The organism is Streptacidiphilus sp. MAP12-16 (assembly GCF_041262165.1).
Classification (GTDB): domain Bacteria; phylum Actinomycetota; class Actinomycetes; order Streptomycetales; family Streptomycetaceae; genus Streptacidiphilus.
Genome location: NZ_JBGCBY010000014.1, coordinates 41,516 through 56,982 on the forward strand (window position 1 = coordinate 41,516; position 15,467 = coordinate 56,982).

Annotated in this window: 12 protein-coding genes; 3 read left to right on the top strand and 9 right to left on the bottom strand. The window is 69.4% G+C overall.

Annotation, left to right across the window (positions count from 1 at the left end; translation table 11 throughout):
• Positions 1-122: 122 nt before the first annotated feature.
• The 9 genes from tyrS to ABIA33_RS19935 form a co-directional block, all read right to left on the bottom strand.
• Positions 123-1,529: a tyrosine--tRNA ligase gene (gene tyrS, locus ABIA33_RS19895; RefSeq protein WP_370083548.1), complete on the bottom strand. Its 1,407-nt coding sequence runs from the start codon at positions 1,527-1,529 to the stop codon at positions 123-125.
• Positions 1,530-1,615: 86 nt separating this feature from the next.
• Positions 1,616-2,548 carry a glycosyltransferase family 2 protein gene (locus tag ABIA33_RS19900; RefSeq protein WP_370083550.1) on the bottom strand — a complete coding sequence of 311 codons (933 nt, stop codon included), beginning with the start codon at positions 2,546-2,548 and terminating at the stop codon, positions 1,616-1,618.
• On the bottom strand, positions 2,545-3,678 hold the full coding sequence (locus tag ABIA33_RS19905) for a hypothetical protein (RefSeq protein ID WP_370083552.1): 1,134 nt from the start codon (positions 3,676-3,678) through the stop codon (positions 2,545-2,547). Before ABIA33_RS19905 ends, ABIA33_RS19900 begins: the two co-directional genes overlap by 4 nt.
• Positions 3,675-4,406, bottom strand: a complete 732-nt coding sequence (locus tag ABIA33_RS19910; protein WP_370083554.1) for a methyltransferase domain-containing protein — start codon at positions 4,404-4,406, stop codon at positions 3,675-3,677. Before ABIA33_RS19910 ends, ABIA33_RS19905 begins: the two co-directional genes overlap by 4 nt.
• A 20-nt stretch (positions 4,407-4,426) precedes the next feature.
• Positions 4,427-5,473 carry a hypothetical protein gene (locus tag ABIA33_RS19915; protein ID WP_370083556.1) on the bottom strand — a complete coding sequence of 349 codons (1,047 nt, stop codon included), beginning with the start codon at positions 5,471-5,473 and terminating at the stop codon, positions 4,427-4,429.
• Between the two features lie 44 nt (positions 5,474-5,517).
• On the bottom strand, positions 5,518-6,396 hold the full coding sequence (locus ABIA33_RS19920; RefSeq protein ID WP_370083558.1) for a radical SAM protein: 879 nt from the start codon (positions 6,394-6,396) through the stop codon (positions 5,518-5,520).
• A complete protein-coding gene (locus ABIA33_RS19925; RefSeq protein ID WP_370083560.1) occupies positions 6,390-7,544 on the bottom strand; it encodes a hypothetical protein in 1,155 nt (384 codons plus the stop codon). The genes ABIA33_RS19920 and ABIA33_RS19925 overlap by 7 nt, the downstream gene beginning before the upstream one ends.
• Positions 7,545-7,570: 26 nt before the next feature.
• Positions 7,571-8,629, bottom strand: coding sequence for an alcohol dehydrogenase catalytic domain-containing protein (locus tag ABIA33_RS19930; protein ID WP_370083562.1), 1,059 nt, complete (start codon positions 8,627-8,629; stop codon positions 7,571-7,573).
• A complete protein-coding gene (locus tag ABIA33_RS19935; protein ID WP_370083564.1) occupies positions 8,626-9,351 on the bottom strand; it encodes an HAD family hydrolase in 726 nt (241 codons plus the stop codon). The genes ABIA33_RS19930 and ABIA33_RS19935 overlap by 4 nt, the downstream gene beginning before the upstream one ends.
• A 254-nt stretch (positions 9,352-9,605) precedes the next feature.
• Between ABIA33_RS19935 and ABIA33_RS19940 the strand changes: the two genes are divergently transcribed.
• The 3 genes from ABIA33_RS19940 to ABIA33_RS19950 all read left to right on the top strand — a co-directional run bounded on the left by ABIA33_RS19940 (position 9,606) and on the right by ABIA33_RS19950 (position 15,361).
• Positions 9,606-13,196, top strand: coding sequence for an NB-ARC domain-containing protein (locus ABIA33_RS19940; protein WP_370083566.1), 3,591 nt, complete (start codon positions 9,606-9,608; stop codon positions 13,194-13,196).
• A 2-nt stretch (positions 13,197-13,198) separates the two neighbouring features.
• The gene (locus ABIA33_RS19945) at positions 13,199-14,371 is read left to right on the top strand and encodes a damage-control phosphatase ARMT1 family protein (protein ID WP_370083568.1); all 1,173 of its coding nucleotides are present in this window, start codon (positions 13,199-13,201) and stop codon (positions 14,369-14,371) included.
• Between the two features lie 135 nt (positions 14,372-14,506).
• Entirely contained in the window at positions 14,507-15,361 is an 855-nt protein-coding gene (locus tag ABIA33_RS19950; RefSeq protein ID WP_370083570.1) for a class I SAM-dependent methyltransferase, read from the top strand.
• The last annotated feature ends 106 nt before the right edge of the window (positions 15,362-15,467 follow it).

The following is a 15,467-nucleotide window of genomic DNA, read 5'->3' on the forward strand; positions in this document are numbered from 1 at the left end:
CAACGATATCCGTCCCCACTGACAAGCTCTGCAGCAATCGATCAAAGCAAGCGGTGTCCGCGGCTCTCGACAGAGGCGGGGCTGTGACGGGCCCTACAGCCCAACCACAGCCCCGCCTGCGGTCATGCCTCGATACGGGCGACCTTTCGGCCAGCCTTGAGATAGAGGGTGGCCTCGACTGAGGCGCTCGCCTGGGGAATCAGGGCGGCGAGCGGCTGGTGGATGGCGTCTTCGTCCAGGGCGGTGGTCTCCTGATCGCCCTCTGCGGTCTCGGCGATCAGGCGGAGGCCATTCTGGGCGGCGACGCGGCGCGCGGCGGAGTTGCTCGGAGCGAAGGCCAGGACCTCAGTAAGCAGGGTTACCAGAGCCGTGCCGGCGTGCTCCTTGAGGGAGAACGACGGGAGGTTCTGGGTATCGCCGAAGGCCCGCTTGGAGAAGCGGGCCGTGAACTCGGCGCGGGCGGCCTCCGCGGACTCCAGGCCGTGGAGGGCAGCGGTGACCTCGCCGGCGAGGATGCGCTTGACGGCCATGGGATGCGCCGTGTCATCAGCCAGGCGGGCGCTGATGGTGGCGATCTCGTCGTCGGTCCACTCGGTGAGCTGCTTTAGGTAGGGCACGACGAGGTGGTCGGGGATGGACATTAGGCGCCCGTAGATGTCGTCCGGGGAGGCGGAGAGGCCGACGTAGTTGCCCTTGGACTTGCTCATCTTGGCGCCGGTGCCATCGGTGCCCTCGATGAGCGGGGTGGTGATGATGACCTCCGGGGTCTGCTCCCGGATCTCCATGACCCTGCGGCACATCTGCAGGTTGAGGAGCTGGTCAACACCGCCGAGCTCGACGTCCGCGGTGATGGCCACAGAGTCCAGGGCCATCACGACGGAGTAGACGAACTCCGCGACCGAGAGGCCGTCGCCGGCGGCCAGGCGGCTGCGGAAGTCTTCGCGCTGGAGGGTCATCGAAACCGGGACGCGGGCCAGGATGCCGACCAGCTCGGGCAGGCTGACCTTGTTCAGCCACTCGCCGTTGAAGCGCAGGTCTGCGCGGGCGAAGTCGATGAACGGGGTGACCTGCTGCTGGTAGCCACTCAGGTTGTGGGCGATGTCCGCGTCGGTGAGCGGCGGCCGTTCCGAGGAGCGGCCGGAGGGGTCGCCGATCTTCGCGGTGACGTCGCCGATGATGAAGACGACGTGGTGGCCCATCCGCTGGAACCGGGACGCGATGATGATCGGCACCGAGTGGCCCAGGTGCACGTCGGGCGACGTCGGGTCAATGCCGTACTTGATCACCAGTGGTCGCCCCTCCGCCTGGGCGGCGCTGATCCGGTCCGCGAGCGTCGAGGCGGACGGGATGACGTTGATTGCGCGGCCCTCGACCAGCGCGGCCTGCTCCGCCGGGGAGAGGTCGGACAAGTCCAGGGAGCGGCGGCGATACGTCTCTTCCAGGAGCCGAGCGACCGTATAGTCCGCCGCCAGGTCCGATCCCTTGAGGATCCCCATGGCGCGGACTACGGACTCGCTGAGACGGCTCATGGCGTCGCTACGCTCCTTTGTTCTCTGTGTGCTGGCGTGGCCAGCAGGGCTTGGGAGGGCAGGTGACTCTAGCACCGGGCTGTACCTCACTGCACTTGAATAGTTACGTTCCGTTTTGCTGCTGGTGGGGATGGCACCAGCGGTTGGTTGCGTATGACGCTGACGATCGCGCGGCAGCAGGCACCAAAGGGCGCCCGGCCGCGAAGGGTGTGGCGGAGCAGCGAGACCAGAGGGCGGATCGTACGGAGGCGGTGTTGCTGCTGGAGGTGGCCTTCGACGAGGTGGCCAGCGGCGCGGGCGCGGTAGCTGTGGGTGGCGCGGTGCAGCGCGGTGCTGGTGGTCCAGAGCGGTGCGGAGGCGGCGAGCGCGGTGAGCCGGTCGGCCAGCCCGGTGCAGATGTCGGCGCGGTAGAACTGAGAGGCGCCATTGCGCTCCCGGTCGGTCATGCTCGCTGGGTGTATCCGGTAGTTGACCAGGGGCTCGGTCAGGGTGAGGCCCTGTCCGGCATCACGCAGTGCGTGGAAGTAGAGCTCGTTGGTGACGGGCAGCAGGGATAGAGCAGCGGCACGCTGCAACAGCAGGGTGCTGGTGTTGCCGCCGGGGTGGGGCTCGGGCAGCAGCGGGTTGCCGTCGGCGTCGACGACGGTTTCCCAGTGGTCGATGAGCAGGCAGCCGGGGGTGATGGCTTCGGCGCAGGTGCGGAGCTTGGCGGGGTGGAACCAGTCGTCGGCGTCGAGCGGTGCGATCCAGTCGCCCTCGGTGAGGAGCACGGCGTCGGTGAGTGTCTGGCCGAATCCCTGGCGTGGACGTCGGACGACGCGGATGCGGCCGTGGTGGCGTCGGCAGATCTCCGGGGTCTCGTCGGTGGAGCCGTCGTCGATGACGATGATCTCGTGGAGTTGGTAGGGGCCAGGCTCCTGGTCCAGGCAGCTGGTGATGGCGCGGTCGAGGTAGCGCCCGTAGTTGTGGCAGAGGATGACGCACGAGATCCGCGGCACAGACGGTTGGCCGCCCGTCATGGTGTGCCGCCTTCGTAGAGGGCAAGGTGCGCGGCGAGTACCCGCTCGTGCTCGTGGACGCGGTAATCCAGGAAGTTGTGGTCGATGCGGCGCCGGGTGGCAGCTGCTCGGGTGGTCGCGGTCTCCAGGGCTGCCAGGAAGCGCTCGCCGAAGAGGTTGGGGTGGCCGGTCGTCCAGTCGAACCACTCCGGCTCCGGGACGCCCTGGCCGTGCTGTCGGTGCAGCTCGAACTGCTCGGGGAGGTGGCCGACTCGGGAGCAAACCGGGATGAGGCCGAGGTCGAAGGCCAGCTCCAGCTGCCCGGAGTGGGTGCCCCAGAGGTAGGGGAGCAGCAGGAGATCGCTGCCAAGCGCGGCCTCCAGGAGCTCGGCGTCGGTTGGGTAGGGGCGCAGCGTGATGCTGATGCGCGGGTCGCTGCGGGCTGCGTCGAGCAGCATCGGCAGCTTGCCGGTGGCGCCCTTGGTGAAGTCGGCCGGGCTGGCAGCACGGAGCAGCAGATGCAGGGCCCGGCTGGCGTCGCTGTTGGAGAGGGACCAGTTGACGACGGGCGAGACCTGGTCGCGGCTGGCACGGACGGCGCCGTAGAGCAGCGAGCGCACTCCTGCGCCGGCCGGACGGTGAGCGCGGTGGCGCAGGGTCTCGGGCGGGACGACGTAGCCATGCGGGATGACAGCGGCCGGGAGTTTGGCGCCGAGGATGGTGGCCAGGTCGGTTCGTGAGCCTTCGGTGAGGCAGATCCAGGGAACCTCGGCGGCGAGGAGCAGTCCGAGTCGGCAGACGAAGGAGTCCATCCCGTCGATCATGGGCTGGGTGTCGTGTGCGGTGAAGACCACCCGGACATCCGCACGGGCGCAGGCGTCGAGGAGGCGTTCCAGTTCGGCCGGGGTCTCCAGGTCGATGTGGTGGAGGTGGAGGACGTCGAGCCAGTCCAACGGGGTGTGGCTGAGCAGCCAGGATGCGGTGACGTCTGGGGGGACGGTGACGCCCGGGCTGATCTCGGGCAGCTCGGTGGCGCTGTAGGCGTTGAGCGCGTGGATCCCTGCGCCGTTCAGTTTCCGGGCGTACGGGGTGCGTGCGGGCAGGTGGACCACGCGCAGACTGCTGCCCTTGGGAACGCTCTCGGCGCTCATCTGCGTACCTCCGGCAGCCCGACGGTGACGAGCTGGGTGGACATGCCGTTGGAAGCGTCGTCGCTCCTGGTCAGCCCGGCGTAATGGATCTCGAATCCGTGATGCCGGAGGAGGGCCTGGAATTCGTCGCAGGCCCATTCGCGCACGTGGCTGGTGTTCCGGGGTGGCCCAGGGGCGTCGTAGCCGCTGCGGAACTCCCGTGCGGGGGTGGAGAACACCGCGGCGCGGCAGCCGTCCGTCAGGAGGCTTCTGGTGAGGGTGAGGAGCGGCAGCGGGTCGAGGAGGTGTTCGATCACGTCGGAGCAGACAATGATGGCGCTTCGCAGCAGAGTGGGGTCGATCTGCAGGTGCTCGGTCTTCTCCAGGTCGGCGTCGATCCACTCGCCGAAGGGGTGGTTCGCGCTGCACCAGGCCAGGTTGGGGCCGAAGTCGACGCCGGTGTAGCTCCAGCTCGGTTGCTCGGCGGCCAGGGCAGCGAGCTTGGCCGCCCGGCCGCAGCCGAGGTCGATGACGGCGTCAGCGCAGTGGCGGAGCACGAGGCTGGCGGTGTAGGGGTAGACGTCGGGTTGCCAGACGACGCCGTCGTCGGCGCTGTCGGTGAAGTACTCCACAGCGCTGCGATGGCGGTAGTCGGCCCTGATGAAGTACGTGTCCGCAGCGCCGAGCGGCTGATGCGAAAGAACGGGGTACGGCGCTACCGCAGCCGCCGGCTCGGGGGTACCGACCATGGGGGACCTCCGCATGCGCGTCATGACTGCGGCCACAGGGCGAGGATGCCGATCAGCCGTTCCGTGAGCTCGTCGCGGAGCTGCTGCCACCGACGTCCGCCGGAGCGGCGCGCCTCGGAGGCCAGGTCGTAGGCGGCTCCGTCGGTCTCCGGGAGGCAGGCGATCATCTGCAGCAGGGCCGAAGTGTCGTCCTCCGGGCCGGAGTCGGGATCGGCGGCGAGCAGTGCTCGGATGTCGTCCGGGGGCAGGGCGGCGGTGATGCCGGAGCCGGGGATGCTCTTGCTCATCTTGGGCAGCCCTCCGAGGCCGGGGATCATCTTGGTGTAGATGCCGCCTAGGTGGTCGGCGGGCAGTCCCCAGCGCTCAGCCCCGCGGCGGGCGAGTGCCACGTACTTGTGCTCGTCCACACCGAGTGAGACCAGCACGTGGCGACCCTCGGCGAGCAGGTGGACGAAGTCGGCGGCCATGAGCAGGGTGGCCTGCTTCATGCCGTAGCTGAGGTGGTCGAAGACGCCGTGGTTCCGGTAGAGGCCGGAGAGGTCTTCCTCGGCCCACTGGAAGTCGGCGTCGTCCAGGTGGCGCGAGAGCAGGAACGCGGTGGCCAGGACGTCGGTGCAGCCCTCTTGTCGGCGCAGGACCCCCTGCTGCTCGTCGAAGCCGATGCGACGCACGAACTCCTCGTACTGGTCCGCGAGTCGGCGAACCTCGACCAGGGGCGTACGGCGGGCGTTGTAGGAGTCGAGGTCGCCCAGCACGATCTGGACGTGCATTCCGTGCTGCTGCAGCACGACGGCCCTCAGCAGCTGGAAGACGGTGCCGGCGTGGGGCGGGCCGCCCAGGCCGACCCCGGTGGTCACGGTGGTGGGCCTGCCGTCGGCGACGGCGGCGGCGAAGTCGCGGCCCCCGGTGTGGCAGACCCACTTGGTGCGCAGGTCGCTGGGGCTCATGTCGGCGAGCGGGAAGTCGATGGCACCGAGGCCGGGCGCGTCGGGGGTGCCATCGGGGCCGATGCGCTCGTAGCTGTGGCGGGCGATCACATCGTCGTAGTAGGCGGAGTCGAACTTCATGGAGCAGTCACTCCTTTGTCAGGATGGAACGGAGAGGACGGGTGTCAGGCGCGGGCTGCGAAGGCCCGGCGAACCAGGGGTTCGAAGCCGTCGGAGAGGAGGTTGCCGAGGACTGTGTTCCGAGGTGCGGCAACGCTGCCGAGGTCAGCTGTGACCGTGCCGTCGGCCAAGACCCAGACCCGGAAGGGATAGGGGTCGGTGGCGGCACGGGTCGGCTGGTCGTAGACCTGGATTCCACTGGCGGCCAGCTGCTCCCGGACGCTTGCGACGGCTTCGGTGAATGCCTCGCGGCTGTAGGCGTAAAGGGCGGCCTTGCGGTCGTCAGCGCGGCCGATCGGCCGGTACTGGGAGATCAGCCAGTACTCCACCGGCGTGCGCGTGGCGATCGCGGCGATGGTCTTCGCGAGTTCGGGCAACTCGGGCAGAGATGCGGCGCTGGTGAAGGTGTTGAAGGCGAGGCGCCGCCGGTCGGCGATGAGCAGGTCAACGTTGGCCTGGAAGCGGGAGAAGTAGCCGTCTCCCCGGAACCAGTCGGCAGTGCGTGCGTCGGGGCCGTCGATCGCGAGGGAGTAGAGGCTCACGTGCTCGTGCAGTCCCGGATAGCGCTCGGCCAGCAGCAGGCCGTTGGTGTGCAGGTTAGTGGCGAAGCCGGCAGCGCGGGCGTGCCGCAGGGCGGGCTCCAGATGGTTGTCGTAGGGCATCACCGGGTCCCCGCCGGTGAACACGATCCGAGTGGCGTCCGATTCGGCACGGACCTGGTCGATGACGCGACGAACCGTCGGCTCGTCGGTGTGGACCCGATTGCGCTCGCGATAGCAGAAGCGGCAGACCCCGGGGGAATCAGCCGTCTTGGGCAGAGCCCAGGCGTTGCAGTCGGTGTTGAGGACCAGGTGGACGATGCCCAGTTCGTCACGGCTCAGCATGCGGTCAGCTCCTCGGCGGGGAGGACGAGAGCGGCAGGGCCGTCGGCGAGCGTCAGCAGCTCGTCCACGGTGCTCGGGCTACCGCCGGTCAGCTGGACGAAGCTACGCAGGGTCGTAAGGGCCGCGCCGTCGTTCAGCACGGCGAGCGCCGTGTCCAGGGCGGCAGGCAGGCTGGCTGCCGCACCGGAGGTGACCAGCAACAGGGCCGCGTTCAACGCCACGGTGTGCATCGCCGCCGTCGGGGCGCGGCCGGCCAGGAGCTGCACGACCGCTGCGACGTTGGCCCGCGGGTCGGCGCGTTGGGTGAGGTAGCCCAGGCCGTGCAACGACGTGCTGTCCGCCGCCTCGCGCACGGCGCCGGGGAAGTCCGCGTCACTGCTGCCGGACTTCAACCTGCAGACTCGGACCGTGCCGCCTGGAATGATCTCGTCGGTCTGACTGCCTTCGTATGGTGACGAGTTGACAACGGTGATGTCGCCGAGGCCGAGCCGGTGGAGCAGCTGTGCGGAGACTTCCACTGCCGGATGGGCGAGCCCGTAGACGAAGCCCTGGCAGGCCACTGGGCTCAGCACCGCGGGGAAACCCAGGCTCAGCGCGTGCACTGCCTGGAAGCGGTTCCCGTAGCGCCGGTCGAATCCGGGCACCCGGTGCTCGATCGAGAAGAAGCCGAAGCCGCACTCCCCGGCAATGTCCACCATGGCCTGGGGCGGGATGTCCGTGCAGTGGGCGCCCACCAGGTCCACGAAGTCCCGTGATCCTGTCCGGGAGGAAGCGCTACGCGAACCGAGCTTGGCGATGTGCGCACCCCCGGCCGCCGCGACCAGCGCTGCAGCCGAGCTGATGTTGATGGTCTTGTGGGTCTTCTTCCCACTGCCGGTGTAGCCGACCAGGTGCATGCCGGGCGGCGGGACCAGGTACTCCCAGGAGGCGCGGTCCAGTTGGGTGGCGGCCCGGATCGCCGCCTCCACCTCACTGGGGCGTGGACCGCGCAGGAGTAACCCTGTCAGCACACTGCCGAGCATCACATCACGGGACGGCCCCTCCGGGAGCGCGAGCAGGTGCAGCAGTCCGTCGTGCACCTCCTGCGGGTCGAGGTCGTCGGGGGAGTTGATCCGGTGGACGAGGGAGGGAAGGGAGTAGGCGTGCATGATGGACCTCCGGTGCGGTGAAGCGGTCAGCGGCGTGAGGCGAGCAGGACCTTGATCGGGCGGTTCGCGGCATTCGGGTGGAGCGTGGCCAGGGCGTCGGGGAGCCAGGCGAGCGGGTAGCGGGTGGCCGTCAGGGCGGTGGCCCACGTAGAGCCTGCGCACTCATGAAGGAGCCGGATCGCGTCGCGGAAGTCGTCGCCTCCCGCTGCCCGGCAGTGGGAGTAGGACCCGCGCAGGGTGATCGAGCGCCGGAACACCTCCCGTAGTGGGACGGACAGCGCCACCTGCGGCGCGTAGGCGTTCTGGATCAGGACCGTCCCGCCGTCTCGGACCGCTTTCAGGGCGCTGAGCAGCGGAGCGTCCGACCGGCCCGACGCGGCGTCGACGACGGCGTCGCATGATCCGGATGCGAGGTCGGTTGCCGGTAGCACGGAGATCCCAGTCCCGGCCAGGATGGCGCCCAGCCGTCCTGCCTGGTCGGCTGTGCGGGTGACGAGGCATACCTCCCACCCAGCGTGAACGGCGCTGACAGCGGTGCAGATGCCGAGCGTTCCCGCGCCTATTACTCCGAGGCGGCGCGTCCCGTCGGCAGGTGGTCCGGGCAGCCCACAGCGGATGCCGTGCAGCGCGACGGCCATCGGGTCGGCCAGCACGAACACCACCGGGTCCAGGGTGTCTGGGGGTAGCGGGACGGCACTATGGGGTGGGATGTGAAGGGACTCCGCCATGCCGCCGGGCAGGTCCCAGCCGATGCGCTGGAGGCCGGTGCAGAGGTGGATGCGGCCGATCGCGCACTCGGCGCATCGGTCGCAGCTGACCAGCGGGTTGACGGCCACCCACCGATCGGTCCTGGTGTCGATGCCGACGACCTCGTGGCCGGGCACCCATCCCTGCGGAATCGAACCGGCCCAAGAGCCGACGTCGAGCTTGCAGAGGTCGCTACCGCAGAGCCCAGAGAACCGCATCCGGATCTCCGTATAGCTCTCCACCAGCGGCGCGACGGTTCTGCGTACGGCGGTGAGACGTAGGGGCTCACCGGCTCCGGGCGAGCGCGCTTCCCAGACGAGATCGCTGCGGGCACTCACCGGAAGCTCCCGGTACCGACAGGGAGGCCAGCCAGCCAGGTAGGAAGTTCCTCGACCAACTTCAGCGTCACGCCCCGCCAGGCGGAGGGCTCTGCGCCGAAGGCCAGCGCGGTCGGCCCACCGCGCCTCTCCACCCGCACCGCGCGCAGTCCGCAGTGTGCCGCCCCGGCCAGTTCTGCACCGCCTCCGTCGCCGCAGTACAGCACCGACCGCGGGTCGCGGTCGAGCCGCTCAAGGGCCTTGGCGTACAGCTGGCGCGACGGCTTGACCGCCTGCTCACGGCAGCTGAACAGCGCGACGTCGAAGTGCGAGGAAAGCGCGGACCGGCTCCATGCCTCGGCGATGTCCGGGGCCGCGTCGCTGAGAAGGCACAGCTTGAGGCCGGAGCGTCGCAGCTTTGCCAGGCACTGCAGGACCGTGGCGTCGGCCTGCAGTCTTCCGGGCGCCAGCTTCCGCAGTACCGCCTCCACGTGAGGCGCGCGCCCTCTGGGTGCGCCGCAGGTAGCGGTGAGTCTGGCGGCCACCTCGCCGGTGGTGCGCAGGGTGCCGTCATGGCGGGGCAGCCAACTGTCCTTGAGCGCGACCTTGACGAGGTTCTCGGGAACCTTAATGGCGGAGGCCATCTCGTGCACGGCCAGGGCTCGCTCGCGGGTGCTCGGGGCCGGAACCAGGGTTCCGAAGAGGTCTAGGACCAGGGCGGTGAACTGGGGCGGACTGTCCATCAGGTTCCTTCCGCTGCAGGCTGGTGGATGGAATGACAGCGTGCCCGGCGACCGGCTCTGAATCGAAGGTCCGCGTGCTGCACTGCCGTCGAACCGGCACCGAACCGGATCGCATCGGACCAGCGCATCGCGGCGTCGATGCCGGCAAGTCCTTGTCGTACTCGTGCTGAACTCCCGCTGAACCGTTGGGCGTACGGCGCAGGTCAGTCCGCAATACGCTGCTAGCGTCAGTGCCATCGATTGCGGGGGCTCGAGTGGGATCTGTACAGCGCTGGTCGGGCCGCGAGGCCAAGGCTCTGCGCGGTGCGCTGCGGATGACTGTCCGTGCCTTCGCAGCCCACCTCGGCGTCAGCGATCGGACGGTGTCCAAATGGGAGGCCGGCGGGGAACATCTGTTTCCCATGCCCGACTCCCAGGCGATGCTCGACACGGTGCTCGACCGTGCGGACCCGGACGTCGTGGAGCGCTTCCGGGAGCTCCTTGACGGACCAGGCCGACGTCAGGCACCCGCCTCAGGTAGTTACGTCCTCGCACCAGCTCCGGAGCACGGCTTGGTCCACCGATCAGAAGACTTCGACAGCCTCGTAGCCTTGCTCGCCCAGACGGACGGCAGCGCCGGGGCCAGTACGCCCCTGGCCGTGTGCGGCCCTGGTGGCTTCGGGAAGACCACGCTGGTCACCCAGGTCTGTGAGGATCCTGGAGTCAGGGCGCTGTTCCCCGAGATCCTCTGGGTCGAGACCGGCGAGGGGTGCACACCCGCGCGAGTCGTCGAGCTGATCTCGGACCTCTGTGTGCACCTGGACGGTAGTCGCCCCGCCCTCAGCGATCCTGTGCAGGCCGGGTTCCACCTCGCACGGCTCCTCGGTGAGCGGCGCGTGCTGCTGGTTGTCGACAACGTCTGGTCGGCCGCGGACCTGGAGCCGTTCCTCCTCGGCGCTCCCTCCTGCGTCCGACTGGTGACCACCAGGAACCTCCGCACCTGCCCCTCCACCACCAGGGTGCTCCGGTTGGGGCCGATGACAGGAACGGAGATCAGCGAGCTGCTCACACGCGCGGTGGCGCAGCTCGCCGCTCCGGCTGCCGACCGGTTGGCAGCCCTCTGCGGCGGATGGCCCCTGCTAGCAACCGTGGTGGGCTCCAACGTCTCCTCGGACCTCTCTGCTGGCGCCTCCGTCGAGGCCGCTGTCGAGGAGGCGGGGGATGCGCTCTACGCCTACGGGCCTCAGGCGTTCGACGTATGGGATGCGGACCAGCGTTCCCACGCGATCGGCCATGCGATCACTGCCAGCCTGCAGAGCCTCGACGAAGGGGTGCGCATCACCGGTGGCTCCGCGCTCCGGGAGCGCTACCTCTCGCTGGCGGTCTTCCCCGCCACAGTGCCGGTCCCGTTGAGCGTGCTCAACCACTGGTGGGGCTCCGCCCACGGCTGGTCGGCTGGCGCGGTCCGCCAGTTCTGCCGCGTTCTCGCCGACCGGTCATTGATCAGCGCCTACCTGGCGGACCAGCAGGCGGTCGTCCTCCACGACGTCTTCCGCTCCTACCTGCGGCACCTGGTCGGCGATCAGTGGACGGCACTGCACCGTTCCCTGATCAACTCGTATCGGGGGTCTGATGGCCAGGGCTGGCCCCAACTCGACCCCCGGCATGCGTATATGTGGCAGCAGCTTCCGTACCACCTGCACGAGGCCGGGCTCGACGACGAACTGGTCGAACTGCTGTCCTCCGTCTCCTACGTGGCGGGCAAGGCCGCTCTCGTCGGCAGCCAGTCGCTGGCAGCCGACGCCGTCGTCATCGCGTCCGCTGGAGCCCACGGAACCGCAGGCCATCCACGGCGTGGGGACTGGCTCAGGGCCACCAGGCTGACCGGAGCGGGGTATCTGCTGCACGGTATGCAGACCCCGCAGGACATGGCTTCGACACTGGCGCTGGCCCTAATGCGCGGCGGCGACGCACCCGCCAGTCCTTCGGGTGACAGCCAGCACGCCACTGGCTTCCAGCCGGCCTGGGCCCAGCAAAGCGAATCCGGCGAGGCAGGCAGCGGCCATGTGGGTGCGGTCGTCTCCGTGGCGACCGCAGCGGGACTGGTCGCCTCCGGCGGCGAGGACGGCACCGTCCGGGTCTGGGACTCGAAGTCCCGCACGCCGCTGCATGTCTTCCGCGGCCATACCGGCTGGGTGTTCGCCACCGCGCTGTCCCCCGATGGTTCTGTGCTGGCCTCGGCTGGCGAAGACGGTCTGATCCGCCTCTGGCAGCCTCGCACCGGCCACGCCCTCGGCGTCCTCACCGGGCACGAGCGGCGCGTTCGCTCCCTGTGCTTCACCCCGGACGGCCAGCGGCTGCTCTCGGCAGCCGAAGACGGACATGTGCACGTCTGGGACATCCAGCGGCTGATGCTCAGCCACAGCATGGCGGCTTGCGGCACACCCCTGTGGACAGTGTCAGTCGATGCCGCGGCCAGGGTCGTGGCTGCAGCGGGCGAGGACGAGTTCGTTCGCCTGTACGACCTTCCGACCGGCGCGCTTCTTGACGAGAAGCCCGGACACCGCGACTGGATCCGTTCCGTTGCCTTCTCCCCCGCCGGCTCGCTGCTGCTCTCGGGATCCGGCGACTGCTCGCTCGCGGTCTGGGACACCAGCACCGGCAGGCTCAACCAGGTCAGGCGCGTACAGGACCTTCCCGCCCGGATCCGGTCCGTGGCCATCGAAAGCCAGTCCGGCATTCTGCTGGCAGCCACCGAGGACGCCGTCATCCGGGCCTTCGACGCCACCGGGCCGGTCGGCGAGGTCAGAATGCCCCCCGGCGTCGACTGGATCAGATCCCTGGCTTGTGGCGCAGACGGCACAGTCATCGCGGGCTGCGAGGACGGAGCAGTCAGAACCTGGACGAAGTCCGAACCCGACGGGCTGCAGGTGCTGGCCCACGGCGCCAACACGGTCTGGTCCACGTACATCGCCGACGGCGGCACGCTCGGCGCTGTCGGATACGGCGACGGCCGCATGGAGCTGGTCGACCTCTCCACCGCGGGGCCGCGCCGCGAACTGCAGTGCGGAGTGGGCCGGGTCTGGTCAGCCACCGCAGGAGGCCAGTACCTCGCAGCTGCCTGCGGCGACGGCTCGGTACGCGTCTGGGCGCTGGACGACGAGAGCTGGACGCTACTGCTCAACGACGATGTTCATCGCAGTTGGAGCGTCGCTCTGCCTCAGTCCGGCACCCGCCTCGCAGCCAGCACCGGCGACGGACGTATCCGCTGCTGGGACCTTCCGACTGGAGACCTCCTCTGGGAGCAGCAGGCGCACGCCGGGCGAGTCCGGTCGCTGGCTTTCGACGCCGCAGGTGATCTGCTCGCGGCCAGCGGCGGGGACGGCACCGTGCATCTCTGGGACGGCAGGACCGGCCGCCACCTCACCCGCTTCGTGAACCCCGGCGGCTGGGCCCGCGCGGTCGCCCTCGATGCCGCAGGCTCCCGCATCGCCGTGGGTTCGGGCACCGGGGAGGTCCACATCCGCGATGTTCATACAGAGCAGTTCGTCGGACACCTCACAGGCCACGCGGGCCGCGTGCTCATGCTCGCGTTCACGGACGATGCTGATCGTCTAGTGTCGGCAGCAGCTGACGGAACCGTCAGGGCCTGGTCACTCAGCCTCCAGCGCCAGCTCGCCGAGGTCCGAGTGGATGCGTCGCTGAACTGCGCCGCTGCCAGCTCCGCGGTCGGCAGCGTGCTGGTCGGAAGTGCAGCTGGATCGGCAGCACTGCGCCTGGTCCTCGGCGACGCCGCAGCCGACCAGGCCGACGCCGCCCTGCCCGCAGGCTCCGGCGGATTCCGACGAGGAGAAGGACGAGCCTGACCGTGCCCACCGCACCCGTGATCCTGAGTGGTACACCCGGCTCCTTCGCCAGGGACGTCTTCCATGAGCGACACCCGAAGCTCATCCAGCAGGTACTGGACGCCCTGCCGTACGGACCCGCCGAACGGCAGGCGGCTGAGCAACTGCTCGCCGAGAGCACCAGCGGCCTGCTGCGGCCCCTGGACGAGAGTGCGCACGATCACGCGCAGTGGGCGGCGTGGGGCTCTGGACTGTACGGACGCCCCTGGGGCGAGGCTCCGTTCCTGTGGGCGGAGAGCTACTTCTACCGTCGACTGCTGGAGGCCACCGGCTTCTTCCGCCCCGGCGCCTGGCAGGGCATCGATCCCTTCGCCCCGTTCAAGAACGCCGAGCTGGCCGGCGCCGCAGTGGACAGCGAACTGGCCGCCCTGGACGAGCTGCTGCTCCTGCCCGAAGAGGCGCGGTTCGAGGCGCTGCTCTCCTCAGCGCTGTGGGGAAACCGGGCGGACCTCAGCTTCCAGATCACCGCATCCACCGCCGGGGATCACTCCTCCGCCCTGCTGGTGGACGACAGCGCCGCCCTACGGGCAATGCTCGCCACGGCGGACAGCCCGCAGGTCAGCCTGCTCGCCGACAACGCCGGGCGAGAGCTGCTGCCCGACCTCGTCCTGCTCGACCATTTCCTGACCACAGGTCTGGCTGCTGAGGTCGCCCTCTACGTCAAGCCCGCTCCCTACTACGTCTCCGACGCGACCACCGCCGACGTCCTCGCCACCGTGGAGAGGCTCGTCGCTGGACCGGGCCAGGAAGCTGAACTGATCGGCCGTCGCCTGTGGAACGCGATGTCCAAGGGCACCCTGACGATCCGAACGCACCCGTTTCTGTTCGCCCCGCTGCCGTTCCACGACATCCCCAGCGACCTCAGGAGCGAACTCGCCGGGTCCACCCTGACCATCGTCAAGGGTGACCTCAACTACCGACGACTCGTCGGCGACCAGCTCTGGGACGCCACCGAACCTTTCGCCAGGCTGGTCAGCCACTTCCCCTCTCCGGTGGCGGCACTGCGCACGCTGAAGTCGGACGTCGCCGTCGGCCTCGACGCAGCCGTGGTTGCCCGGCTGGACTCCACCGGAGAGTCCTGGCGCACAAGCGGAACCTACGGGCTGATTCAGGTCTGCAGTCCGGCGCAGCACTGAGGACTGCTGCGCCGCCGCCTTTCCGGTGAACCTTCCGGGGTGTCGCCGACGCGGTCCCGCCCCCGCGGCAGCAGGACGCCCATCCTGCTCCTGCTGCCGCGGGCAGCCTCGTACGAGGAGAGCCGGGAGCCACGCGTGCAGACCACCCCGCCGGAGCAGGACGGCCAGTACGGCTCGGCGGACGGTATCCGCTCCTTCTACGACCGCCTCGCCAGCGGTGAGGCGGACCGGCTGGTCAAGGACCTCCCCGGCAGGGTCTCGTTCGAAGTTCACCGTCGCTTCTTGCGCCGCCACCTCAGCCCTGGGTCGCGGGTGCTGGAGATCGGCGCCGGCCCGGGCCGGTTCACCGTCGAGCTTGCCGCCCTCGGCTCCACCGTCGTCGTCACCGACATCTCACCTGTGCAACTGGCCCTGAACGCGGAGTTCGTCGCCGCCGCCGGCGCAGAGCACGCCGTAGAACGGCGCGAGGAACTCGACGTCCGCGACCTGTCCGCCTTCCCCGACGGCTCCTTCGACGCCGTCCTCGCCTACGGAGGCCCGCTCTCCTACGCCTTCGAGGCAGAGCGGACGGCGATGCAGGGGATGCTCAGGGTGGTCCGGCCTGGCGGGGTGGTGCTCGCCTCGGTGATGTCGCTATGGGGCACCTGGCGCGCTGGCCTCAGCAGCGTCCTCTCCATGGAGGCCGAGCACGGCACAGGAGTCGGCGACATGGTCCTGGCCACGGGCGACCTGCGCCACGTCCCGGGCCTGGAGCACGTCTGCCGGATGTTCACCTGGCAGGAAGTCGAGGCCCTGGTCCACGCAGTTGACGGCCAGATCGTCGACGGCTCGGCCAGCAACTGGGCCAGCCTCCACCACGTCGACACACTGGCCGTCCTGGAGCAGGACGAGAAGCTCTGGCAGCGCTTCCTCAACCACGAGGCCACCGCCTGCTCCGCCCCCGGGGCCCGAGACGGTGGCACGCACATCCTCTTCGCCGCGCGGAACTGAGCTCACCAGCGACCGTGAGCCGCTGACTACGCTCCGCAACGGCTTCCGCGAACTCGTCTTCGGCTGAGCGTGGCCACCGGAAGGCTCTCGCTGCCGGGATCTGCGG